The organism is Planctomycetaceae bacterium (assembly GCA_041398785.1).
In the GTDB taxonomy this organism is placed as follows: Bacteria; Planctomycetota; Planctomycetia; order Planctomycetales; family Planctomycetaceae; genus JAWKUA01.
Genome location: JAWKUA010000018.1, coordinates 16130 through 40960, shown reverse-complemented (window position 1 = coordinate 40960; position 24831 = coordinate 16130). Strand labels below are relative to the sequence as shown.

The 24831-nt window shown below is 60.7% G+C and carries 16 protein-coding genes; 11 read left to right on the top strand and 5 right to left on the bottom strand.

Annotated features, from left to right (window positions below; all coding sequences use genetic code 11):
* Positions 1-30 precede the first annotated feature (30 nt).
* Both R3C19_19515 and R3C19_19510 read right to left on the bottom strand, forming a co-directional pair.
* The gene (locus R3C19_19515) at positions 31-480 is read right to left on the bottom strand and encodes an Hsp20/alpha crystallin family protein (GenBank protein ID MEZ6062537.1); all 450 of its coding nucleotides are present in this window, start codon (positions 478-480) and stop codon (positions 31-33) included.
* 102 nt (positions 481-582) lie between these two features.
* On the bottom strand, positions 583-1029 hold the full coding sequence (locus R3C19_19510; protein ID MEZ6062536.1) for an Hsp20/alpha crystallin family protein: 447 nt from the start codon (positions 1027-1029) through the stop codon (positions 583-585).
* Positions 1030-1332: 303 nt separating this feature from the next.
* Between R3C19_19510 and coaD the strand changes: the two genes are divergently transcribed.
* On the top strand, positions 1333-1845 hold the full coding sequence (coaD, locus tag R3C19_19505) for a pantetheine-phosphate adenylyltransferase (GenBank protein ID MEZ6062535.1): 513 nt from the start codon (positions 1333-1335) through the stop codon (positions 1843-1845).
* 9 nt (positions 1846-1854) lie between these two features.
* On the opposite strand, the gene R3C19_19500 is transcribed toward coaD, so the two are convergent.
* Complete coding sequence (locus tag R3C19_19500; GenBank protein ID MEZ6062534.1) at positions 1855-2916, bottom strand: hypothetical protein; 1062 nt, start codon at positions 2914-2916, stop codon at positions 1855-1857.
* A gap of 12 nt (positions 2917-2928) precedes the next feature.
* Entirely contained in the window at positions 2929-3294 is a 366-nt protein-coding gene (locus tag R3C19_19495; protein ID MEZ6062533.1) for a hypothetical protein, read from the bottom strand.
* 760 nt (positions 3295-4054) lie between these two features.
* Between R3C19_19495 and R3C19_19490 the strand changes: the two genes are divergently transcribed.
* The 7 genes from R3C19_19490 (at position 4055) to R3C19_19460 (ending at position 13638) form a co-directional block, all read left to right on the top strand.
* A complete protein-coding gene (locus R3C19_19490) occupies positions 4055-5398 on the top strand; it encodes a MotA/TolQ/ExbB proton channel family protein (protein ID MEZ6062532.1) in 1344 nt (447 codons plus the stop codon).
* A 172-nt stretch (positions 5399-5570) separates the two neighbouring features.
* Positions 5571-8105 (top strand): hypothetical protein, encoded by a 2535-nt coding sequence (locus tag R3C19_19485; GenBank protein ID MEZ6062531.1) that lies wholly within the window; start codon positions 5571-5573, stop codon positions 8103-8105.
* Between the two features lie 93 nt (positions 8106-8198).
* Entirely contained in the window at positions 8199-9338 is a 1140-nt protein-coding gene (locus R3C19_19480) for a hypothetical protein (protein ID MEZ6062530.1), read from the top strand.
* A gap of 174 nt (positions 9339-9512) precedes the next feature.
* Complete coding sequence (locus R3C19_19475; protein MEZ6062529.1) at positions 9513-10100, top strand: (2Fe-2S)-binding protein; 588 nt, start codon at positions 9513-9515, stop codon at positions 10098-10100.
* 1 nt (position 10101) lies between these two features.
* Positions 10102-12333 (top strand): xanthine dehydrogenase family protein molybdopterin-binding subunit, encoded by a 2232-nt coding sequence (locus tag R3C19_19470; GenBank protein MEZ6062528.1) that lies wholly within the window; start codon positions 10102-10104, stop codon positions 12331-12333.
* Positions 12334-12337: 4 nt separating this feature from the next.
* Complete coding sequence (locus R3C19_19465) at positions 12338-13384, top strand: FAD binding domain-containing protein (GenBank protein ID MEZ6062527.1); 1047 nt, start codon at positions 12338-12340, stop codon at positions 13382-13384.
* Between the two features lie 14 nt (positions 13385-13398).
* Positions 13399-13638 (top strand): hypothetical protein, encoded by a 240-nt coding sequence (locus R3C19_19460; GenBank protein MEZ6062526.1) that lies wholly within the window; start codon positions 13399-13401, stop codon positions 13636-13638.
* A gap of 250 nt (positions 13639-13888) precedes the next feature.
* Here R3C19_19460 and R3C19_19455 read toward each other — a convergent pair whose 3' ends face one another.
* On the bottom strand, positions 13889-14038 hold the full coding sequence (locus R3C19_19455; protein MEZ6062525.1) for a hypothetical protein: 150 nt from the start codon (positions 14036-14038) through the stop codon (positions 13889-13891).
* A 300-nt stretch (positions 14039-14338) separates the two neighbouring features.
* On the opposite strand from R3C19_19455, the gene R3C19_19450 reads away from it, so the two are divergent.
* Genes R3C19_19450 through R3C19_19440 form a run of 3 tightly spaced genes read left to right on the top strand, consistent with a single transcriptional unit; the run spans position 14339 to position 24829 of the window.
* Complete coding sequence (locus tag R3C19_19450) at positions 14339-21661, top strand: hypothetical protein (GenBank protein MEZ6062524.1); 7323 nt, start codon at positions 14339-14341, stop codon at positions 21659-21661.
* On the top strand, positions 21654-22895 hold the full coding sequence (locus R3C19_19445) for a hypothetical protein (protein MEZ6062523.1): 1242 nt from the start codon (positions 21654-21656) through the stop codon (positions 22893-22895). Before R3C19_19450 ends, R3C19_19445 begins: the two co-directional genes overlap by 8 nt.
* Positions 22886-24829: a hypothetical protein gene (locus R3C19_19440; protein ID MEZ6062522.1), complete on the top strand. Its 1944-nt coding sequence runs from the start codon at positions 22886-22888 to the stop codon at positions 24827-24829. Before R3C19_19445 ends, R3C19_19440 begins: the two co-directional genes overlap by 10 nt.
* Positions 24830-24831: the final 2 nt, after the last annotated feature.

The window sequence follows — 24831 nt, the reverse complement described above, 5'->3', positions numbered from 1 at the left end:
TTCACGCTTCTTTCGGAGCACGCGACGCGACTATTCGGTCGTCACTTCAATCCGACGCGGCTTTGTCCGAGTCGCCCGCGGCAATTCCACTCGCAGCAGGCCGTTATTCAGGCGAGCCGTAATCCGCTCGTGATCGACCTCGTCGCTGAGAATGAACGACCGCAGGAAATCGCCCACCTGATACTCGCCGTGAACCGGATGACCATCCAGTTCGTCCCGACGACTCACGCGGCCAAACAGCGTCAACCGATTGTCCTGAACCTGCAGGTCCAGACCATCGCGGGTCACTCCGGGCAGGTCCGCGTAAAGGACCAGTCCGTCGGCGGTTTCATAAATGTCGATCGGCGGCGTAAACAGCAGTCGGGGACCGTCTGGCAGGGTGTCGGGCGAATCGCCGCGAGTCAGCTGGACGGAATCGGACGGCACCGGAACATGCTCCGGTGACTGCGGCTGAGAAGTTTGGTCGTGATCGTCGCTCATCGGCTTTCGTCGCTTTTCAGCGAAGGCTGTTTTTCGTTCGAACAGTCCCGACGGGCGGCACGGCTTTCCGTCGGATTCCACAGGCGCGAGGAGGAGCGCTGCCTATCCGGGCCCTTCCACAACGGGAATGCTGCGGGACGGTGCAAGTTCCGCTTTCGGCAGCAGAATTCGCAGCACACCCGCCGTGTACTCTGCCTTCAGACCTTCCTCGTCGACGCGGTCGGGAAGCTGAATGCTGCGCTGCCACGGCCCCTGAAAACGTTCCTGGCGCCGAAAGGAATCGTCCCGCGCCTCTTCGGGAGGTCTGCGGACGCCCTTGATTGTCAGCAACCCGCCGGCCGCAGTGATTTCCAGGTCATTGACGTCCATCCCCGGAATCTCTGCGGTCAGCAGGAAACGATCGGGGAATTCAATAAGGTTGACGGGGGGGAATCGACGGACCGACCGCACTCCCTGCAGCGTCAGATTCATGCCCTGCAGCAGCCGATCCACTTCGCGTTCCAGGTCGCGGAGCGGATCCCAGCTTTGACCCCATCGAAAAACGGGCATGTAATCGGCCTCCACCTGCGGAACAGGCACTTTCCCAGCGACAAAATGTCCTCCCGGATCGCCTCAGCATACTGTGTACCAACAACCCCCGGCTCAGCGGCAGAAAGCGAATCATGCCGCTGCCTTGTGGTGTAACCTGTTTCAGGAAATTACTTTATGATTTGCTTCGCACTCCCGGAAGCCTGGCTTTTCGCGGGAGCCATTTCCTGCCAAATTAACAGTGCGGAATGCTGAGCGATTGCCAGCGTTCGCGCATCGTCGAGAATCCGCAGACACCGCCGCCGGAAGGTATTTGGTGATTCCATGACCGAATCAGAATCCAGAGCACACGCAGTTTATGTGGGCAGCTTCGATCCGCTGACACTGGGGCATCTGGACATCATCGAACGCGGAGCCCGGTTGTTTTCTCGCCTGACGATCGGAATCGGCATCAATCCCGACAAGGCGTCGATGTTTACGTCCGACGAACGAGTGCTGCTGTGCCGCGAAGCTGTCCGCCATCTCGACAATGTCGAAGTCAGCACGTTCGAAGGCTTGGCGGTGGAATTTGTCAGGGACTGCGGCAGCCGCATCCTGCTTCGAGGTGTGCGGACTCTGGCTGATCTCGACACGGAATTCACGATGTCGCTGGCCAACCGCGTTCTCGATTGTCGGATCGAATCCGTGTTCCTGATGGCCAGCGAGCGTTACAACCATATTTCGAGTTCGCTGATCAAGCAGATCGCTCAGCTTGGCCGACACGACATGCGATCGCGGCTGAAGGATTTCCTGCCGCCAAACGTCATTGATCCGCTGATCAAGCGCGTGCAGCGATAGCACGGTCGTTCAGGGCCGCCATTGGTACCCGGAAGGAAACAGTGACGCCTGTTCGTCGGGAGCTGGCTGCCAGGTGATGTTTTCACGAAGCAGGGACGCGGCAGTTTCCGGGGGCATCGTGATGATGTCGACGTCCGTCATCAGTTCAAAACCGGCGATCCGAGACGTGCGAGGCAGCAGGTCCAGCATCCATCGAAATGCGTCGCGCGATCTGGTTGGAGGCAGCGACAACACAAGATTCAGTGACGCACGCTCCGCCAGGTCGTCGATCGCTCTGGCGACGCTGAACAGGCTTGCCGCAAGGTCCAGCAGATCACAGGTGTTCAGCGTCTGGAACTGAAGTTTTGACTTCTCCGTCGGCAGCCATCGCACATGCAGGTTCGCTCGGCTTGCAAAGGGACAGAACACTGCCATATCACGTCCGTACCGCACGATCCGCTGCCCGAATTCACGCTCCCGCTGGAGAAGTTGTTCCACAAGTTCGTCGCCGGTCGTCAGACGATGCTCTTCTGCGCGGCGAATGCGTTCTTCCAGCAGCGGCGGAACGCAGTTCGTGGCGACAATCTGCGAATGACTGTGCAGCAGCGACGCTCCGGCACTAAAGCCCTGATTGCGAAACACGCTGACGACTTCGGTTCCGGCCTGAGCCTCCAGGAAATGAACTCGCTTCTGCCACGCCAGCAAAATGCGGGAGATCTCCGCGATCGTCAGTTCGGTCAGTCGACTTCGTCCGTCCGGACATTCAATCACGACTTCATGGGCACCGGCGATGGTGTCCGCCGGTGCATTGCTTTCGGAACCTGCGTGCGGCATCGCGTCGGCAATTCGAGACACCATCGGATATCGATTCGGAACGACTCGAAGCAGCCAGCCCGCGTGATTCGGTTGGCTGTCCGTTGTTCGAAGCGCCAGAGTTTCCTGCGGAGTCTCGCGTTCGTTTGATTCCAGGAAGGGATCGTTCTCGGCGGCAAGCGGCGGATCGACCGCGATTGCTCCAGGGCGGTCAGAGCGTCCCGGAGCCACAATTACCTGTCGGCCGGTCAGCAGATCCGTGCGAAGTTCCGATGACATTTCGCAGGCTGTTCAAAAGACGGCGGCGGGCCGGGAAAGTCCGCCCTGCGGAACGCCTGGCAGGACACCTTCCGGACCAACGGGAACTCCCTGCAGCAGCCGCTGCTCTGCGGCTCGTCGCGGTTCGCTTCGCGGACGTGTGAATTCGCGGGGACGTGACAGCGTATCCGGCCCCAGATCGACATCCGGAAACGGATCCTGTCGCTGATAGGCCTTTGCTTCCAGTTGTGGAGGAGCCGTCCACCACGTCGGCAGACGCGTGTTCATCGGCGACATGCAGCCGCCGAGCATGCAAAGGCAGCACATTGTCGAAACACATCCCGCGCGGATGATTCTTCGCTGAATCGTCAGGTCTGAAACGGAAGGAGAAGTTTTCATACAGCAACCGTTGGGGAATGACCCGCATCTGCAGCGCCGGAGGTGCGGGACTGTACAGCGATTCGCTGACGGACAGCAATGCGGATTTCTGCAGTTTCTGCCGAAGTGTGAAGCCGTACCGGCAAATGTCTCCGGAAAGATGAAGGTGATCGGGTAATTCACTTTGACACGTTTCGACGATCTCTTTAACGTCCCGCCTCCCGACTGAAAGGCATGAATGGATCTCGTGCCTGTCGGGTACGAAGCGGCGTCGGCCATGGAAGGCCAGGCCGCTTTTTTTGTGCGCGCCTGTTGCCCTTGAGTCCCTGCCGGCGCGCGGCACTGCCGGTCGTTCCGGCGTGCTTTGATGAATGCCGACGCGCGACCAGCGCCGACGTGCGCGCGGCTGATGCTTAGCCGCGTGTTACAGAAGTCGTCCGACGGGGCAGTGGCTCGTCAGGAGCATCCTCCCAATCGCCGCGCCAATGCGAGCCGGTAAGCCTTTCCGGTTATTCCGATTGAAATGCCTCAACCGGTTTTTGCGTTTATGACGATCACCTTTACAGGCTGTCGCTGCGGAGTGAATCTCCGTCGGCGCAGTCCTGCCGCACAGCACTGACCCGGGGGGCTTCGGGTGCTGGCCGCCAAATCCCCCGGCGATTCACGCTTCTTTATGCACCGCAAACCGGCAGAATCTGCCGTTCGCACTGCTTTCACGGAGTCGATCTCGCCGCACCGAACGGAATCCGAGTGTCCCCCGCAATCAGGACGGGGAGCGCCCGTGAGCAGCCAGTCATCAGCCAAATCAGCCTCGGTCGACAGTCGAAAATCCCGAGGCGGAAGTGCTCGGATCGGCATCGGTCCGGCCCTGGTCGGATTACTTCTGACGGGACTGTTTTACGGAACAGCACCGTTCATCCCGGGAATCTCGCAGTTCGTTCGACGGTACTTCTGCAGCCATCTGCTGGAAGTCATCAGCACGGGCATGTTTTTCGTCGGCGTGGCGATCCTGCTGCAGAAGTTTCGACGCTTCCCGGCAGAACGCCGCGCTGTGTCGGAAACGGAAGCGGCCATCGATGAAGCGCTTCGACACCGGAATTCTGAGAACCGCGGCGACGCAGAACGGACCGTGCGTGACTGGCTTCGCGGCAACGGCACTTCGCTTCAGGGAACTCAGGCGGGACTGCGACTGAAGGAAACTCTGCAATACGTCCAGGCCGCGTCGCGGGAAGGTCTTGAGGAACATCTGAAGTATCTGGCGGAGTTGGCCGGCGACCGGCTGCACCAGAGCTACGCCATGATTCGAACGATCACGTGGGCGATTCCCATCCTGGGATTTCTGGGCACGGTGATCGGCATCACGATGGCAATCGCGAACGTCACTCCCGAACAACTGGATTCCTCGCTGGGCGAAGTGACCGGCGGCCTGGCGGTCGCCTTTGACACAACCGCTCTGGCGCTTGGGATGTCCATCGTGATGGTGTTTTCGTCGTTCGTCGTGGAACGCAGCGAACAGTCGATTCTGAATGATGTCGAACAGTTCGGCATCGACCACCTGCTTCCGCTTTTCAGCGACAGCCAGTCGACGCGTGGCCGCCTGCCGCAGGCGGAAGAAGTCATGACGCAGGCTCTTCTGAAGCATTCGTCGGCGTGGGTCGAACAGCTTTCGGAGATGCGGTTGTCATGGAACGAAGTTTTGACGGAGCAGACTTCGCAACTGCGTTCACGGCTGGACGACGACGTTCAGCAGACGCTGCAGATCCATCGACAAGATTCCGCCGATGCACGTGACGGCTACGCGACGGCACTGCAGCAGGGTACTTCGGAATTCGCCGAACGCCTGGATCAGATGCTGGTCCGTTTCGAAGATCGCATTTCGGCGTGGCAACACGCGATGCTGGCCAGTTCACAGTCAGCCGCGGCGCAGTCCGAGGCGATTCATGACCTGGGTCGGACGCTGCTGAAGATGACGGAAACGGAAGAACGCCTGGCTCTGCTTCAGCAGCAGTTGAACCGCAACCTGGAGACGCTGCAGTTCGTGGACACACTGGAACAGACTGCCGGAAGCCTGACAGCGGCCGTCCACATTCTGACCGCAAAAACAACGGCGCGGCAGGCGGCGTAACGGGAATTCGGCAACCGGAAGCTCCGACACCGCACGGTGTCGAAACCGGCGGGCGGTCCGGGACGTAACCCTGTCGGTCGGCCGTTCCTGAAGACGCAGGACCTGCGTACCGCGTTTTCACGACGCGCGGAACAAGACTCGAACGACGAACGCAGCAGGACACTCTTCATTCATGGCGAGGCGAAATTCAGACACCTCGATTTCGCTGTTTCCCTTTCTGGCAGTTCTGGTCTGCACGATGGGTGCGCTGATTCTGTTGCTGCTGGTGACGACTCGCCGAATTCGCCATCAGCAAATCCACGCCGTCGTGGCCGTGCAGGCGGATGAGGACTCCGCGCAGCACAGCCTGATTCCGGTGGAAATTCCCGACGACCCGGTTGACGACCCGAACGGCCTGGGCGTCGCAGCTCTCAGCGATGACGATGCCGAGGCCGAGGCGCACCGGGCTGCGGACGAGATCGCCGCTCTGCGGGCAGACATCGCAGAAGCCGAAGCGGAGCATCTTCAGCTTCAGACGCAATTCCGTTCGACGAAATCAGAAGCGGCCGCGCTGGAATCGGAGATCCGCGACGCCGGTGAGCATCTGCGGCGACTTCAGCAGTCTTCAGAAGACAGCGACCAACTGGCGACCCGTCTGCAATCACTGACGGCGCTTCGCGAGCGGGAAATGACACTTCAGTCACAGCTTCACGATTCGCGGAAGCAGCTTTCAACTCTGCGAACGGCACTTGAGGAAGCCACGGAAACGACGCAGCAGGCGGAACAGCTGCTGGTTCGCCGCGAGTCGGCACTGGTCAGCCTGCGGGAACACGTTCGGGAGCAGCAGGACCGGCAGGCGTCGGCCGGCACAGATTCCACGATCATCGAATTCAGCAACAGCACCGGCACGGTGCGTGAACCCGTCATCGTGGAAATCACCGGCGACGGCCTGGTGTTTCGCCCCGGTGAAGTGCGCATGACGCCGCAGGATCTGCAGGGGTTTCCGGCTCGCGACAATCCACTGCTTTCTGGAGTCCTGGCTCTGCATCGGCTGCGGTCGCTGTCGACCAACGCCATCAATTCTGAACCGTATGTGCTGCTGCTGGTTCGACCGGAAGGCACCGCCGGATTCTATGTGGCTCAGCGGATCCTGAAGGACGCCGGAATACACTTCGGGTACGAACTGGTTGAAGCGGATCGTGAAATCAATACCGGCGTCGCTTCGGACGACGAAACACGAGTTCTGCGTGAATCGCTGCTGGCGGCACTCACGCGCCGACAGTCGCTTTATGCCGCGCTGCAGGGCACTGTGAGGAACCTGCATGACAGCGCCGGCGCGGGCTCCGGCGGCAACGCGTGGATGGCGGAAGACGAACCGCAACAGCGCGGTCAGAGGGAAGGGAATGACGCACTCGCCGGACGCTACTACGCCGGTGGACACGCTCCTGAACGGCCGCCCGTCGTCGCTCGTGCGATCGATCGCCCGCCGCTGCCGTCTCGCGAACTCGACGATCATGCCGTCGGCTCATTCCGCGACGCGCGGCCGCGAGGGCGCGTGGCGCCTCAGCCGGAAACAGCGTTCCAGCCGTTTCCGGAACCCGCGTTTGGAAACCCGAGAAACACCCGGGGCAAAGTTCGACTGGACGACACGCTTACAGCCGAAAAACCGGCCGGCACCGATCCCGGCGATGTTGATCCCGGCGCCGGCGTTCCCGGCGATCATCAGCGTGGCGCTGACGATTCCGGCGCTGGTGAGCGGTTGACCGGTCCGATGCGGGAGTTCGACAGCGTCTTCGGAACGCACGGCGATGACGCCGTTGTCGCAAACGGCGCCGCTCAGAATTCCGACAGCGAATTCTGGAACAACCTGAAACCGATCGATGATGAGACTTCGACGACGGGCGAAACCATCGGTGAACCTGGTGATTCGGCTGACACTGCTCCAGCCGACTCACCACTGCGTCGCCGCGATTCCCGCGCGCCGTCCGGCTGGTCTGGATCGTTCGCCGCTGGCGACATTCAGACATCCCGCACAGCCGGACCGGCGGGAATCGGCGGCGATCAGCAATCACCAGCTACGCCGAGTTACGCGCCGCCGATGACGTGGCACAGCGACGCTGATTCATCGGTCACAGGAAGCGAACAAAGCCCCGGAAGCGCCGGTTCTGCGTTCAACGCCAACGGAGTTGCGGTTCCGTTTTCGATGTCAGTTCAGGGCAGTCCCTCGGCGGTGCCGCAGGATATCGATCCGGAATTCCTGAAGATGCTCGCCCAGGCTCAACACGCCGCCGCGCGCTCCACGCTCAGCAGGCAGGTCGTCACGCTGTTTCTGGACCCAGGGTATGTCACGGTTGCCAGCCAGACTCCGCAGCGCGTCAGCGAGGACGATTTCGAGGAACAACTGCTGGCCGCGTTGCGGGGTGTTTCCGAGGAACTGAAGTACGCGCCTCGGCACGGCCAGAGTGTCGTGCTGCCATTCGTGCGATTCGTCGTCAGTCCGGGAGCTGAACTGACGCACCTGCGACTGAAGCGGCGCCTTTCGGAACTGGGGATTCCGTCAGTGTCGTACATCGATCTGAGCCCGCACGTCGAACCCAACCACGGCCGGTCGCTCTATTCGCACGAACAGCCTCAGTCGGAGGCATACTCGACGCTGAATGACGACGCGCCCGGCATGCCGGTCATCCGGCCCGCCGATCCGAATCAGAAGAGGAGGATTCGGCTATGAGTCGCCGTCGCAGCACAGCCGAACAGGAATTCGATCCGATTCGTTCCTGACATCATCGCCAACATTGTCGGCATTCTGATCATTCTGATCGTGGTGGCCGGAGTGAAAGTGGCCAGGCAGCCGCGCGAATCCGCGCTACCGGTCGTGACGCTGCCGTTGGTGGAGGACAGCGCGGGAAAGGTCGAAGCGGGGTTCGCGTCAAACGATGGCGTCGCTCGAAATACCGCCGCGGACAACGATGCTGAAACTGTCGAACCCGTCGTCCCGCCCGTGTTTGTCGGGCCCGAACTTCCTCAGGTTGATCCGGCTGAACTGGCGGATCTGACGGCACAGATCGCGGAGCTGAAGCTTCAACTGGATCGCGCCACGTCGACGGTTGCGGTGTCTTCCTCCGAACTTCAGCAACTGCTGGACAAAACCGAAGCCGCAAAAAAGTCCCGTGCCGAAAACACGGAACGACTGCGAACGATCACGGCGGAGTACGACGCCGCGGCGGAACGCGTCCTGCTGCTTTCGCAGTCGCTGAGTGAGAACGAACAGGGCATCGCGGCGGCAACGCAGCAGCTGAATTCCAGCGAACAGCATCACCGGTTCATCGCGGACCGGCTGCACGGCGTCAGCGTACAGACGCAGCAGTTGCAGGAAGTTCTGGACGCCGCGCTTTCGGTTCCCGATCGCAGCGAACGAATTCAGCACCGGCTGTCTCCGGTCGGTGAACCGGTCACGGAGCATGAACTTCACTTCCGCATGAACGAAGGTCACGTCGCTTACATCCCGCTGGAAGCCCTGCTGGAACGGCTCAAGGCACAGGTCAAGTCACGCAGCAGCACCGTGATGAAGATGAACCGGTATGAAGGTTCGGTTGGACCGGTCGGCGGATTTCGCCTGAACTACACCGTGGAACGCAGCTCACTGCCGCCGCTGCAGGCTCTGCAGTACGGCGGCGGCAGCTATCGAGTCAGCGTGTCGCGGTGGACGCTGGTTCCGGCGGAAACTCTGGACGCGGAATCCATCGACGAAGCGATGCTGGTCGGGTCACGTTTTCGTCAGGTCCTGGAAACGGCACCGTTTGATTCGACGGTGACGATCTGGCTGTACCCGGATGACTTCGCACAGTTCCGCAGGATTCGGGAACTCGCACACGGCCTGAACCTGCGCATCGCGGCGCGACCGCTGCCGGCCGGCACTCCGATTGCCGGATCGCCAAGCGGCAGCCGTTCCAGCGGCCAGTAGCCGCTCCGCAGACGCTGACCGACGACTCGATGCTTTCACGTCAACGCTCGCCGCGCGCTGCTCCCGGTTTCCGCTCGATTGAAGCGCTGTTGCCCATCCGATACGCTCTTGCGATCGAGTCATCCGGGCAATCCATCCGCTTCCTCTTTTCGACGAAAGTTCACGGGGGGCATCATGTCACAGTCAGCCTCGAAGGGCCTTAGCCGGCGCGGATTTCTAAGAGGGTCCGGTGCCGCCGTCGCGGCCTCAACGGTCGTTGGCAATGCCAGCGGTCAGGACACCGCAACTGCAGCGTCCCGAGTCGTCAGCGGCGAGACTTCCATCACTCTGAAAGTGAACGGAAAGTCCATGCAGGCCAAAGTTGAACCGCGCACGACACTGCTGGATGTGCTGCGATACCAGTTCGATCTGACGGGCGCGAAACCCGTCAGCGCTGACGGAAGCAGCGGAGCCAGCACGGTGCTGATTGATGGCAAGCCGGCGATGGCGTCCACCACGCTGGCACTGGCTGCGGTCGGGAAGGAAATCACCACGATCGAAAGCCTGGCAGGCGACGCCGTCCCGAAAGCCTTTGTTGACCATGACGCCCAGCAGTGCGGGTTCTGCACTCCGGGGTTCGTCATCGCGGTTCGAGCATTCCTGAATAAGAATCCGAATGCCACCGACGAACAAATCCGCGCCGGGCTGAATGGAAACATCTGCCGCTGCGGAACCTATGCGAACATCATCCAGGCCGCGACCTCGCTTGTGAAAGGAAACTGACATGGCTGAAGTGCAATACCAGTGGCCGGCAAACCATCAATCGCACCTGATCGGCAAGCGAGTGAAGCGGCTGGACGGCCCCGAAAAATCCAACGGCACCGCGAAATACACCTACGACATCAACCTGCCGAAACAGTTGATCGTCAAAGCACTCGGGTGCCCCCACTCGCACTGCAAAGTCGTTTCCGTCGATGCGTCGGAAACTCAGAAAGTGCCGGGAGTGGTCCATGTCCACTTCATCAACGCTCCTAAAGCCGGCGAAGCACCCATCGAGATCCAGACGGATGGGCTGCTTCTGGTCGCAGTGGCAGCCGAATCCGAAGCCGCCGCCGCGGAAGGAGTCGCGAAACTCAGAGTCAAGTACGAGATGCTTGATGTCTTCACTTCCGATTCCGACCTGCAGGCGGCCGAAGCAAAAGGTCGCATCAAACCGGCCGGCGGAGGTATCGAACTTGATTCCGCTCTGGGCGAACCTGGCGACAACGACGACGAAGAGGAGTGGGAGAACAGCAAGATCCAGGAACTGTTCGAACAGTCGAAGTATGTTGTCGAGGGAGAATACGGGATCGACGTGATCACGCACTGTTGCCTGGAACCTCACGGCAGCACTGTGCAGTGGGAAGGCAACAAGCTGAAGGCACATCTTTCGACTCAGAATGTTTCCCAGACCGACGACGGTTTCGCGGGCGGACTGGGAATCACAGCCGACGATGTCGACGTCCATTGCGACTACATCGGCGGCGGCTTTGGCAGCAAGTTCCAGCCCAACTACTGGGGCATCGCGGCCGCTCAGATCGCAAAGGAAACCGGGCGACCCGTCAAGTTCCTGCTGTCGCGCGATCAGGAACTGAAGATCGGCGGCAGCCGTCCTTCCGGCTTCATCAAGGTGAAGCTGGGGGCAAACGACGACGGCGTGGTGCAGGTCTGGGATTCACAGCACTGGGGAACCTCCGGCTACGATGGCAGCACCGTGTCCGTCGGCAATTTTCCCTACGTGTTCAAGCCGAAGAACATCCGCCGCAAAGCCACCGGCATCATTACCAATAATGAACCAGCGGTCGCCTGGCGAGCACCCAACCATCCGCAGGCCTGTGCTCTGACGCATACAGCGTTCGACGATCTGGCCGCCAAAATGCAGGCCGACAGTCTCGATATCTTCCTGCGAAATCTGCAGAACATCGATTCCCCCGATAAGGCTCCGGTCTACGCCGAACAACTGCGTATCGCCGCGGATCTGATCGATTGGCGGGAACACTGGCATCCTCACGGAAAGGGACCAAAACACGGCAGCGTTGTCGAAGGCCTGGGAATCGGACTGCACAAGTGGTCCGGAACTGCCAACAGCTCAAACTGCCTGCTGAAGATCCATCCGGACGGCGGTGTTGAAAGCTACTGCGGCACTCAGGACCTTGGCACCGGAACTCGTACCGTCTGCGGGATGGTTGTCGCAGAAACTCTGGGACTGCCGCTGGAAGCCGTCAAAGTCAACATCGGCAGTTCCACCTATCCGTTCAGCGGTGCCTCCGGCGGAAGCACCACCGTAGGCGCGGTCAGCGAATCGCATCGTCGAGCGGCTCAGGACGCGGTCGCTCAGATTTTCGAACTGGTCGCGAAGAAGCTGGAAGTCCCGGCAGACACATTGGAAGCTTCCAACGGCCGCATCTCCGTTGCCGGCTACGGCAACAAGAGCCTGTCATGGAAGGAGGCTTGCAGCCTGATTGGCATTAAACCGCTGGAAATCAATTCGGCCTATCAGCGCGGAGCCGACAGCAAGCTCTCCAGTGCCAACGTCGCGGGAGTGCAGATGGCGCACGTGGCCGTCGATACCGACACGGGTGTTGTCAAGATTCGCAGGATGGTCGCCGTGCAGGACATGGGCCTGATTATCAACCGCACCACGGCGGAAAGTCAGATCAACGGTGCGTTGATCATGAGCATCGCGTCGGCATTGTTCGAGCAAAGGATCAACGATCCGCAGACAGGCAATTTCGTCAACTGCGAACTGGATTCGTACCGGCTTCCGCGACTCGGCGACATCGGCGAATTGATCGTTCACCTGCATGAACCGGAAAGCGAACGCGCTCGAGGAGTCATCGGTCTTGGCGAACCTCCCGCCATCAGCGGGGCCGCCGCGATCTCCAACGCAATTTGCAACGCAACCGGTGTCCGTGTCCCGACTCTCCCCGCCACGCCCAAACGCGTGCTCGATGCACTTAAATCTGCGAAAGGATAATGCCATGAAAAACTTCGAGTACGCACAACCGCATACCGAATCGGAAGCTGTTGAACTGCTTGCCGACGAATCCCGGCAGACCGCCGTGCTCGCCGGAGGAACAGATCTGGTAGGACTGATGAAGCGCATGGTCGTCAACCCGGATCTGGTGGTGAATATCGGCGAGATTGAATCGCTGCGACACCTGGAATCGGATGACGAAGGGAATCTGTGGGTCGGTGCCGCCGTGAAGCTGGACGAATTCCTCGACGCCCGCTCGACGGATGATTTCCCGTCGGTGAAGCAGGTGATTCAGGGGATCAGTAGTATTCAGTTGCAGTCTCAGGGAACCGTTGTCGGCGAAGTCCTGCGACGGCCGACATGCTGGTATTTTCGAAACGGGCACGGCCTGCTGGCGGACTCCGGCAGGTTGGTGACCGGCGGCGATAATCGCTACCACGCCATTCTGGGTAACCGCGGAGCCGCCAAGTTTGTCAACGCCTCAAGAATGGCCCCGGCGCTGATTTCCCTGGGCGCGAAAGTACGCCTCATCGGCCCGGAGGAAGAATCAGAACAGTTTCTGAATCTGCAGGAACTCTATCGCACGCCTGGATTTGAAGGGGAATCGGAAAACGTCCTGCGACCGGGGCAACTGGTCACGCACATCATCATCCCGCCCAGCCGTAACCGCCTTTCCGCGGCCTATGAAGTCCGTCACGGAGAAGGTCCTGATCAGCCGCTGGCCGCGGCTGCGGTCTCGATGGATGTCACCCTCGGCACCGTCCGCGATGCCGCAATTGTTCTCGGCCAGGTGGCGCCCGTTCCCTGGCTGGCAGTCGCCGCGGCACGCGCACTGATCGGCAAGTCGGTCACCGAAGCGACGGCCACGGCCGCCGGCGCAGAAGCAGTTCGTGGCGCGATCGCACTCAGCGAAAACGAATACAAGATCCAGTTGACTCAGGTTGCCGTCAAACGCGCCGTCTTACGCGCCGCCGGCATGGAAACCGGCGGTCTTGACTTCCCGGTTCCGAGTGATTCCTTCCAGCAGTTGACCTCGACCAACCTTGTCTAGAATCGGAGAAACTTATGGCATACCAACGCAAGTTTGAGGGGCCAGCGTCGTCGCTGTTGCCCGTATGCATGAACCTGCGCAGCAAGGCCATCTACGTCACAGGCAACCCTGACCCTCAGTCTGAAGCGGAAGAAGGCAGCACCCGTTTCAACTGCTGGTGCAACAAGTCCCAGCACGTCATGGGCCCCGACAACCAGCTCGTCGACCGAAACTCCTGCACCGAAGGCCGCGATTGTTACGTGTCCCGAGGATAAGCCGGCAAACATCGCCATCGTTCGGCGACAGAGAAGTAAAGCACTGACGTCAGTTGCTCTGGACTCGAAATGTCGAGCTGTTCGCTGGCAGCCCGTCAGCAGTGCGACCTATAGGCCGCTTGGCAGACACTCAGCCATTCCAGCAGACAGGCGACCGAGCGCTACCTTAGGCAACTGGAGACACCGGCACACTTCACCGTGCCGTTCTCACAGTCTGCGACATTTCGCCAGTGCCACCCGGCCATTTGCTTTAGGTCAGAGTAATTCCACGACTCTTCAGACTGATTAGCACGGCGATGGGTCCCGTGCCGGAATCTGCTGCGATCATCGCAGTTTGTGCCTCCAGGCCGGATCGACGTGAATCGCGTTCGCTGACCATTCGATCAACGCCGAGTTGCATCAGGGAATTTCCTTTCGGGCGGTGACGGGAACTCCTGACGCCGTCGCTGGCCAGTTGGCTCGTCGTTCCGTTGAGGCTTTCGCCAACGGGCAAGCCATGTTGGCAGGGCGTTGACGGTGCGATCGGCCCTCTCCGGCACATCGCTTCGCTGGTGCGACCTCTCCCGGACGCTGTGCTGGGAAAGATGGTCGCGGCGCTCTCGCGGACGCGCCAGGTGTCCATACGTCTTCTGTGGTGTCTGTGTTAATTGACGCACGTTCAGGAAACGTATATCGTTGACTACCCTCAGGGAGTTTGTTGATGCCTGCGACAAAGTTGGGTGTTTACGAACTGCTCGCCCCGCAGTTTCTGGCTGGGTTTACCTTTCCTCCTCACGTTGACCGCTATCTGGCGTTTGTCAGCGTGGATGAGTTGCGAACGGCGTTTGACGATACGGGCATCGTCTATACCGGTCGCGTTTCTTTCGGCGGAGACGGCGAAGCGGCGCCGCGGCGCGAACATCGCGATCCCGGTGGCGGCGTGTTTCGCTGGGACGACGTGTTCGTCGACTTCCGGCTGACGATTCCTCGCGACGGTGCTGCGTTTATCAACACGGCCGCGACAGGCTTGATTCCTGTTCTGCCGGAGTTCGACCGACTGTTCAACGATTTGGGTGTTGTTGAGCAGGCGACTGGTACTGCGACGGAATATCCGGGTGTTCGCTTTCGCCTTGAACTGATGCTGTCGGCTCTGGTGTTCCATTTGCCGACAGACACATGGGTTCCCGGCGAAGTCGGTCCTGACTTCAAGATCCGGCCGTCAACCGACCCGGCCGACGCAGGGCAGGACGTGAAGTTCGTTCTGCCGAAAGCCGTGCTGATCTATGAGCAGGGCGATGATCTGTCGCTGCCTCCGGAATTCAAGCTGGCGTCGTGGGGCAGCGGCGGATTCGACGCGCCGCACGATCTCGCTCAGGGCGAACTGATCCGCATGGATCCGCCCATCGCGCTGCATGAAAGCGGACGGTTCGCGTTCGGCGTCGGTCAGATTCTGATCGATCTTTCCGAAGACAGCACGCCACCGGAGATTCTGGAATTCTTCGGGACGGACGAAGCGTTTCAGGGTCTGTTTGTTCGCAGCGCCAGAATCTTCTATCTGGACGAAGGCAAGGACTTCGGCTTCAACATCGGCGTGAACGATCTGTTGATTTCGTTCCGTGGCGAAATCTCGATGGAAGCGTTTGTTCACATCTTCGCCAACACGCCGATCACCGTGTTTGACGTTGAGGTGAAGTTCTTCATCGGCAAGACGGAAGTTGATTACACGAAGGGAAAAAAGGAACGGAACGACCGCACGATCACGATCACGGGCAGCCGCGCGCGAGTGACTCAAACAGCGATCGCTCAACTGGATCTTCGCGGCGGTGTTCCAAGGTATTCGATCTCCGTGACAATTGACGGGCAGCAGGTCTGGAACGACGAACGTCGCGATGCGCGGATTTCTCCCGGAATGCCCGACACGCTGCTGCCGGTGGGTGAACACGACATGGTGGTGCATGTCGTCGACGAAGCCTCACCCGGCGGCCATCACGAATTCACACAGCAGATTCGGCTGGAAGTCGTTGCCGCCGAAACGGACACGCCGGTCGATCCGGATGGCAGCGAGCTCGACCGCGAACCCGTTGAAGGTGCTCGGCAGGACGCTGTGCTGACCGTTGATCCCACGACGCCGCTGCCTCCCGGAGGCAACCTGCGACTGCTGCCCGGCAGCAGTTCAGACACGGAAACGCTCTTCATTGAAGGGGGCGAGAATCCGCACATTGTGATTCGCAACGGAGCTTCGGTGCTGACGGATCGCGTGCTGGGGCAGTCGCGGTCCGTGGCAGTGCTGTGTCCTCACGGAGCCACGCTGGACATTGAAATCGAATATCCCGGCACCACGTCTGCCACTCCGGAAGTGTTCGAGTTGTTCTTCGACTACGACAAGCCGAAGAAAAGCCAGTGGGACGGCGTGCTGACGAAGTACAAGAACGACACCGTCGACGACGCGCGGTTTCGAGCGTCGGTTCCTCCGTCCGGCGGTCCGGCGAGCCCGTCCGGCGGCGCGGCGAATCTAAAGAAGTGGATTCAGGATCGCCTGAGTCCACCCCGCAACGTGCATATCGAAGCGCGAGCCAGCGCGGAGGGCGAATCGGACTACAACAAGAAACTGTCGGAACGCCGGCTGGACGTGGCTAAGGCGATTGCGACCGCGGCCGGTGCGACCGTCGATCCGGCCAGCGAAGGAACCGGAGAAGCGTCGGCCAATCAGTCGGCGTCGACCGAAGCGGAACGCAACTTGGATCGTGTGGCCATTGTGACCGGATCCGTCGGAGCGACTTCGCCGTCGCGCACCGTTCGGGCAACTCTGTCGCGTCCGCCAAGACCGCAGCCGGATCCGCCTCAGGGTGACGGCGACGATCCGAAGCCCGTGATCAAACCGACGGACCCGGCTCCCGAGATTCCGACTCGGCGACCGCCGTATCTGCGGCGGCTGAGTTTCCGGATTCGGCTGGAACGCAACCTGTGGGTGTTGCTGGAGCTTTCCGGGGAAGTCGATTTTGAGACGGAGTTCGAAGAAGGGTTGCGGAACAACGGCGTCGACACCGGAAGTCTGGCGTTCAAACAGTTGCCGGCGGCCGTTGAAGGCAATGACAACCCGGCGGACGGAGTCGTCGAGTTTAAGCTGCTGATCACCCACGACAGAACGATCCGACAGGTCAGCGAAACACTTTATCTGGGAGCTTCGCCGCAGGACAAGGATGGTCTGCTGCGGATGACGGTGGAGCCGACGGACGATCTGAACAGTCGCCGCATCCGCAATATCGGCGGAGCACTGCTCACGCTGGCTCCGGTGCTGAACAGCGCTGCTGCGGCCGTTGATCCTCACAGTGCCGGCGACTGGGCACTGCTGGCGATTTCGCTGGGAGTGCCGATTGCAATCGGCGGGCTGGAAGTCGAATCAGGCGTGTTCATCTTTCAGACGCGATCGATCACGCTGTTCGGCGGCGAAGGACGATTTCGCCAGTTTCTGCCAGCCGACGAAGAACCCGTTCGGTTCACGGACTTCGGTGTCATTTTCGACTACGGCGTGGAATTCGGCATCGAGATTCCGCAGTTGAAGCTCAAGACCGAACGCAATCTGAAGGTTCGTTACAAGGCCGTTGGTTTCAATCTGCACTTCGAAGACGGCGTCACGTACCAGCCGATCTTCGACACCAGCCGCGGTTATGAAATCGATCTGGGTGATCCCGGGCTGTTCAATATCGGTGAGCCTTTGGGAAGCCTGATTAAGGTCTTCGGCGTTCGGCTGGCACGGTTCAATCCGCTGACGCTGGAGCTGGATCTGGGACTGAAGGTCGATCTTGGCGTGATCACCGTCGACCGCTTCAAGGTCAAGTGGCCGCTCGATCCGCTGGGAGCGCCGTCGATTCTGCCATCGGGAGTCAAGGTCAGGATCCCGGCCACGCTGGAAGGTGAAGGCCGCGTTCAGATTGTCGATCAGGAAGTCAACGGCGTTGCTCAGAAGGGCATTCTGGGTTCGCTGGACGTGACCGTGGTGCCGACCAAGCTGCGGATCGCCGCCAGTCTGGGACTGCTCGCGATCGAAGACATTGACACACGCCGCAAAGCGATTGCCGTGTTCGCCGGACTGATCGTGGAGTTCCCAACGCCAATTCTGCTGTGGTCGACCGGACTCGGCCTGTACGGCTTCAGCGGTCTGTTCGCCATGCACTTCAAACGCGACGAACCGGCCGCGATTCCCGGCGATTCGATCCCTCCGTCGCTGAAGTGGCTGGTCAAGGCGGAAGGCGAACCGGCGAAGTTGTTCAATGGATCAGGACAGGCGCTGTGGGTTCCGGAATTCGACAAATGGGCGTTCGGGCTCGGCCTGATTCTGGGAACCGTCGAAGGCGGATTTCTGGTGAACTTCCGCGGCATGTTTGTGCTGGAACTGCCGGGGCCGCGAATTTTGATCTTCGTCAAAGTTCAGGTGATTGAAGTTCTGCCGAAGCTGCCGGATCAGGGCCTGACGACGGGAATCCTCGGCGTCATTGATCTGGACTTCAATCAGGGTCAACTGACGATCGGCGTGTTGATCGACATGAAGATCGAGAAGATCGTGGAGATCAAAATCCCGATCGAGATCTTCTTCAAGTTCAACAACCTGCGAAACTGGCATCTGTACGTCGGCACGATTTCGGCTCCGGCCAGCGCTCGCGTCCTGAATCTGGTTCAGGCTCGCGGCTACTTCATGATCGACGGTAATCAGATCGCTCCGTTCCCGCCGGCGATCGCAGGGCAACCGGCCGGACCGGGCTTGCCGGGCATTGCCGTCGCCGTGGGAATCGACGCGTCCGTCATCTTTGGCGACACGTCGGTGGGTCTGTACCTGAAAGTTTCCGCCGGCGCGCATCTGGGAGTTTCCTTCGGCAGCAAGCTGTTCGTCACCGGGTTGATCTATCTGGAAGGCGAACTACGGCTATTCATCGTCAGCATTGGAGCCACCGGGACGCTGACCGTGGCCGCGCCGAATCCCACGCTGATCGACGGCGAAGTCTGCGGGAAAGTCAGCTTCTTCTTCTTCAGCGTCAAGGGCTGCGTCGGAGTTCACATCGGCAGCGGCTCGCACAGCCTTCCCGCGCCGGATCTGATCAACGGTGTGTTCCTGCAAAGTCACGCTCCGGTGATTGCCGCCGGGCAGGGCGGTGAACGTCCAATTGACGGCAGCCTTGGCAATGCGATCGACGCGGCAACCAATCCGGCGGACGCGGACCTTCCGCAGGTTCCGATTGATTCGCTGCCGGTGCTGCAGTTCTTCTGCGCTCCGCGAGTGAGCGACGGTTCGTCGTCGACAACCACGTTCACGCGACCACTCACGCCGGCTCCGAACCTGACGCCGAACGGCTGGGTGAGTCTCGGAGGCGATCGCCGAGTGCGGTACTTCCTGCGGGAGATTTCGCTGGATCAGGGATTTCTGGTTCCCGCTGGAGCGGCCGATCCGAAACCTCCTGCGACATGGCGGCGTGACGTTCCGCCGGGTGCGCAGGGAGCGAACACCAGCGTGGATCTCGCTCTGTTCTCCAACGTCCCCATTCACGGCGAACGCGCTTTGGAACGGTCCACCGAACTGAATTCGTCGGTCAAGCTGCGATGGGAGAACCTTTGTCAGAAGATAGCGCCGCCGGCCTGCGTGTTGTGGACGTTCTGCGGACAGCCATTCGGTCCCAGCGGCGAAGGCTGGCTGCTGCACGGCACTGCACAGCCCGATCCGCCCGGAACCGTGCGCGCGACTCCGCCACCAACGAAATTGCAGGTCAACGAACCAGCGCTCAGCGAACTGGAACAGCAACTGAACTTGCTGGGAGCGGCGACTCACGGACAGTTCGAAGACGCGGCTCGCGTGATCGGCAGAGTTCCCGTAGCGAACCAGCGTGACAGGCAGATCTGTGCCGTGTTCAGCAACCGTCGCCCGGCGGTGTTGGGTCGCCGATTTTTCGACAGCGGCATGACGTTCGTCGGTGCTGCTGAGTTGCGAGTGACCACAATTCGCGGACGTACGGGACTTGGCTTCCGCAATACGATCTCGATTCGGCTGCCTGAGCCTGCGTCGCTGGTTTTGGCGGAAGTGATCAATCTGCGTTCCGATGGAGTTGTCGGCTTCGTTCCGATTCGCATGGAAGCGCTTCGCGGTCGGAGAACGGTCGGCGTCGATCAACAACTTCTCCTGAGCCGGACGGCAGACATTCTGCAGATACGCGCTGACGCCATTGATTCCGTAACGATCAGCGGACCGGAAACTCTGCTGTTGCGGTTCTGCTACCTGCCGGCGAGCAGCGAGCCGAAGCTTGATCCACAGTGCTTCCGAGCGTTGCAGTTGCCTCAGTTTCTGAGCACGGAAGAACAACCGGATTTGAACCTCACGTCGCGAGTCCGAGACTTCCTGAATGCTCGCGCTGCGCGGCGTTGGATCGAACTGGAAACCGGTGCCGCCAACCAAGTGCTGCTGTATGTCAGTCTGCCGCAGAAGTTCCGGGATCGTGTGTTTGCAGTGCAGCTTGCTCAGGACGATTCAGTCGTTGAAGAGCAATCCGTCACAGCGCTTGGCCCGGCGGTAATCACGGGCATCACAACGAATCTGCCAAGTGACTGGCTGGCTGACCCATGGCAAGCCGAAGTGCTGCCGGTGGCCACGTTGATGGCCGAACTCGATGCTGAGAAACGTGAACGTCTGCTGCTGACGATCAAGCCGTCAGAAAAGATGCAGAAGCTGCGACTTGAAGTACGCGGCCCCAAAGGGAGCGACCTGCGAGTGATTCTTGGTGTCGTCGAAGTCTGTTCCCGCGAGGAAGCCGAACGAGCCGAGCACGAAGAAGAAGTTCGCACGGGCGACGTGCAAACCGTGTCGGGATATCTCAACGATGGTGCTCCGGTGCCGCTGCTGATGCCGGGCCGACGGTACACGCTGACTGCGCGATACGACGCCGAAATCGAAGGCGAAACTGCCGCCTCCCGCACTCAGCGATTCGTCTTCAAGACTGACGAAGCCCCGCCGGATCGGCTGGATTCCCGCGTGCTGGCGACGACACCGAACACGGACGAACAGTTTCACTTCTGCGACGATCCGGTGAAGATCGTGTTCAACGATCTGGCAACGATTCCGCTGTATCAGGCGTACGGCCGCAGTCTGCGAATCCGACTGCGAGCGGCGGACGGAGTGCCGATGCCGGACGACGAACTCACAACGCTCGACCCGGTGCAGTCGGCGATCAGCACGCCTTACCGCGAAGCTCTGGAAGCTTTAATTGCCGGAGGATTGCTGCCGTGTACCGGAGAAATCGATTTGCATTCGCACGGTTCGCACACCGTGCCGATACCGCTGCGTCCGCTGATGGCTTACACGCTGGACATCGAAACTGACCCGAGCGATCCGGCCACGGGCGCCGCAACCGTCCCGCTGTTCCGCCGCCAGTTCCGCACGGGACGGTTCGCAAGTCCGGCAGCACTGGTCGCGGATCTGCGCGAACGGCACATTCGTCATCGCGCTCTGACCGGCCCCATTCTGAACCTGCCTTCCGGAACTCCGCTGACGCCGGGAGGCACGCCGGTTGGAACCGCGACGGACATTGAACTGCTCAACGCGATGTCGGCCGCCGGTGAGGAGCCGATGCCGGCTCCATCGATTTCGGGGATCACGATCTATTGGATTCCCAATGCGACGGGCACGGGATTCTCACCGCACGCCGTTCTGCTGGATGCCGCCGAACCACTGTGGCGAACTCGCTTCGAACCGGTTTTGGAAACGGTTCCGCTGCAGGCACCTCCGAACGATCCGGCGTTTCAGCGAGTGGTTTTGAAGGATGTGCCGGCGATGGAAGTCACGGCGTCTCCGGCGAACATCGTGCAGCGATTCGTGAAGTCCGCCGGCGGGACACGGACGCTGTGTTTTCTTAACCCCGGCCTGAGTGTTCCGGACAGCGGACTGCCGTTGCGGCTGTCTGTTCATCGGCCCGCAAGTCTTTTGTTTTCCCTTCCGAACGAAGTCACGACGATCGTTGATCTCGTGCTGAAATCCGCGGCTCCGTGGGAGGACGATCATGAGTAGACACGTCTGGCCGCAAGCCATGCAGTTGTTCAGTCGCGGTCTGACCGATGCCGATCCGTCGGCGGTACGCACTGCGCTGGCGGAAGTCAGTCGACACAACTCCAAAGCGCCGAAGTTCGGACAACACGGCCTTCCCGTCGCGCTGCGATGGTGCAGTCTGCCGGCGCTGGGATTTCCTCGTCAGCCGTTTCAGGTGTTTCGCCGCAGCGGACGTGTGCCGCTGAAGAGCATTGCGACCGACAGGCATATCAGTGGCGAGGGCTCGATCGAATGGGGCCGCATCAACATGTTTCATGTCGAACTGAAGGCGCAGCCGGATGCCGGGTCGTCACTGACCATTCACGCACTGGATCGCAGCGGGCGAGCGATTCCCGGACAGACGATCGCCGTTGCAGCACCATCGAAGTGCCGTTTTCGAGTCGCCGGAGTTGCCGCGCTCAGTGTCGCGGGCGAAGGACAGATCAGCGGGATTTTCGGCGCTAACGCCAACGAAGTTGCGAATCTGAACGACTGGGAACTCATCGAGGTTGTCGGCCTGCCGTTTCGAAAGGATGAAATTGCGCCGCCCGCTTATGCTCCGCATCCGCAGGGCTTTCCACCGGCGAGCACGGAAGGCGTTGACGCCGCTGCCACACGTCTGCAACTGGCAACGATGCTGCATCAGCCGCTTCCGCCGACCGGGATCGCCGCGATTCCGACTCCTGACTGGCCGCCTCCCGACGTCAGCGCCTGGCTGAAGTTCGTTCGCGATCCGCCGGATTCCGTGCTGAAGATGATTGCCAAGTGCCTTGCGAACACCAACGACGCCGATCCGAACAACCTGCAGGTTGCCTTCCTGTATTCGCAGAAGGGACCGGGAATCCGTCAGGTGGACATTCCCGAAGCGGTCGCGGGAGCAGATCCGACCGAATTCGAAATTCCGGTTGTCGGTGTCACGATGCTGTCCGTCGGATCGGAATCCTATTCCGCCACGGGGCTCGGCTACGGCACGATCGACTTTCCGCCGCATTCCGATTTTCAATTTCCCGTCGCCACGGAACCTGCGATGTCGTTTAGCACCGACTTTGACTACATGGTCACCAACACGTTCATGCTTGCGGACGGCATCAAGGTGGAAGTCGCGGCACTCGCGACAGGGCCGCCCCGATCCGGAAACTGCCGCGTTCACCGCCGCGCGCTGCGTCGAAACCGGCCACCGCCGTCGATCAGCCGGAGACGGAATCCGTGCAGTTGACGTGGCACCACGCGGTTCTGCCGCAGGGCTATGCAATCGCGCTGAGTCGAAGTCCCGGAAGTTCTGCGCTGCTGAATTCGCCGCGACCGTTTCCTCAGGGCTTCGAGCTTTTCACGCCGCCGCGAGGCGAAAACGTCAACGGCGCGCCGCCGGCCGAACCTGTGACGTTTACCGACCCGGTATCGGAAGTCCCGCTGTCGGGTTCACGGACGACTGACTATCTGCTTGCGGGAGGTGACGTGTTCGGACGCTGGTCCGGCTGGACTCGCGCGACGTACGTGTCACAGGCTCCGCCGGTACAGTTGCCCGGACTGCAGTCTGTGACCACGGCACTTGATCCGGAGACGGCTCAGGGACGCAGAGTCAGCGGCGACCTGATCATCGAATTCGCTTGGGACTGGACCGATCGCACACCGCGGCAAATCGACTTCCACGGACGTTTCTACGCGGCAACGGCATCGCCACCCGGGTTCGCGACAGGGCTGCAAATGGATTCCTCGCTTGCCGCCGGCGAAGCACTCACCGTGCAGTTTGACGTCGCTCGAAACCCGTTCGTGGCATCGGCTCACACTGCGGACGTGGAAATTCTGACCCCCGTTCCCGATGACGAAAACCGTCGCTATCGATTGACAGTGCATCAGTTTTCGGCCGACTTTCAAACACAATCACAATGGAACTACGCGGTGTTTGCTCAAGCACAGGAAGCCGTTCGTCCTCCCGGTGAAGTCAGCGACGTCGCTGGTCCGCGAACAACGCCGATCTTCGATCCGCTGCCGCCCGACGTTCCGGAAATCACCGCCGATCTGCAGTGGACCGCCCTTCCCGATGCCGCCAACCGCGCGCGAGGAGTGTTGACGTGGCCATCCGACCCGCATGCTCTGGGTTATGTTGTCTGGGAATCCACGGAATCCGCGCTGCGGTTCGCGATCGACCCGAACATTCCGGAACCCACACCTGAAGCGACACCGATGGATCGCGCCTTGTCGCTGACTGCGGCTCTGGCCGATGCAGGCGCTCGCGAACGAACCTCCATCGCCTTTGCTCGGCTGAACACGGCTCCGCTACAGGCGAACCGGATTGAGCTGGAGCTTCCCGGCGGTGCGTCGACGCTGTTTGCGTATCGAGTCTCATCGCTGTCGGCCGCGAATCAGGAATCCGCGAAGTCGCCGGCAGTCGCATGGTTCGCCGTGCCGCGACGAATCAAGCCCGGACAACCGTCTCTGCGAGTTCGATCGAAGCCCGAAGGACTCGAAGTCACCGCCATTGCGGCTCCCGGACCTCAACCGACCGGCTACAACGTCTTTCGAGTTCGCAATTCCGCGCTGCTCGCGGAAACGGGAATGAAGGGACCGCCGAAGATTGCCGCGACGCACGCGAACTGGCAGGATCTGACGATCGACAACCTTCCCGCGCGACGCATCGTTGACCCGGTGTCCGAAAGCTGGCAGCCGTACTACTACCAGATCGTCGCTGTCACCGGACACGATCCTTCCAACGGAATCTTCGCCGGCGAATCTGTCCCGTCGACAACGATCGACGCATTCCGTCCGCCTTCAGGTCAGCCTGTCGTGGAAGTCCTGTCGACCGAGGCGAATTCCGAAAACCGGCTGGTCGTCTTTCGAACGAACCTGCCTTCAAAGCCCACGTCGTTGGGCACCGCGACAATTGAACTGCTGGAGTACGCGAGAATTCCCGCCGACGGCCCGCTTCAACGAAGAAGTGTGTTGACCGTTGATTCCAGCACCGTGCCGCTGGCTCCGTCCCCTTCGGCTCCGGACACCGGCAGCGTGCCCGCGAAGATGACCCGCGAACAGAACACGCCCGACGGTTTCTGCATTTTTCATCTGCAGTTTCCCGCAACGATCGCGCGAGCCGTGTTGGTTCTGCGCGATCCGTTGCTGCGAGTCGCGGAACTCCGACTGGAGGAACCATAGCC

Coding starts and splice junctions, on each gene's coding strand:
- coaD (MEZ6062535.1), top strand. CDS start 1,333: ATGACCGAATCAGAATCCAGAGCACACGCAGTTTATGTGGGCAGCTTC.
- R3C19_19460 (MEZ6062526.1), top strand. CDS start 13,399: ATGGCATACCAACGCAAGTTTGAGGGGCCAGCGTCGTCGCTGTTGCCC.
- R3C19_19450 (MEZ6062524.1), top strand. CDS start 14,339: ATGCCTGCGACAAAGTTGGGTGTTTACGAACTGCTCGCCCCGCAGTTT.
- R3C19_19515 (MEZ6062537.1), bottom strand. CDS start 480: ATGAGCGACGATCACGACCAAACTTCTCAGCCGCAGTCACCGGAGCAT.
- R3C19_19455 (MEZ6062525.1), bottom strand. CDS start 14,038: ATGCAACTCGGCGTTGATCGAATGGTCAGCGAACGCGATTCACGTCGA.
- R3C19_19495 (MEZ6062533.1), bottom strand. CDS start 3,294: ATGAAAACTTCTCCTTCCGTTTCAGACCTGACGATTCAGCGAAGAATC.
- R3C19_19465 (MEZ6062527.1), top strand. CDS start 12,338: ATGAAAAACTTCGAGTACGCACAACCGCATACCGAATCGGAAGCTGTT.
- R3C19_19485 (MEZ6062531.1), top strand. CDS start 5,571: ATGGCGAGGCGAAATTCAGACACCTCGATTTCGCTGTTTCCCTTTCTG.
- R3C19_19510 (MEZ6062536.1), bottom strand. CDS start 1,029: ATGCCCGTTTTTCGATGGGGTCAAAGCTGGGATCCGCTCCGCGACCTG.
- R3C19_19470 (MEZ6062528.1), top strand. CDS start 10,102: ATGGCTGAAGTGCAATACCAGTGGCCGGCAAACCATCAATCGCACCTG.
- R3C19_19500 (MEZ6062534.1), bottom strand. CDS start 2,916: ATGTCATCGGAACTTCGCACGGATCTGCTGACCGGCCGACAGGTAATT.
- R3C19_19475 (MEZ6062529.1), top strand. CDS start 9,513: ATGTCACAGTCAGCCTCGAAGGGCCTTAGCCGGCGCGGATTTCTAAGA.
- R3C19_19445 (MEZ6062523.1), top strand. CDS start 21,654: ATGAGTAGACACGTCTGGCCGCAAGCCATGCAGTTGTTCAGTCGCGGT.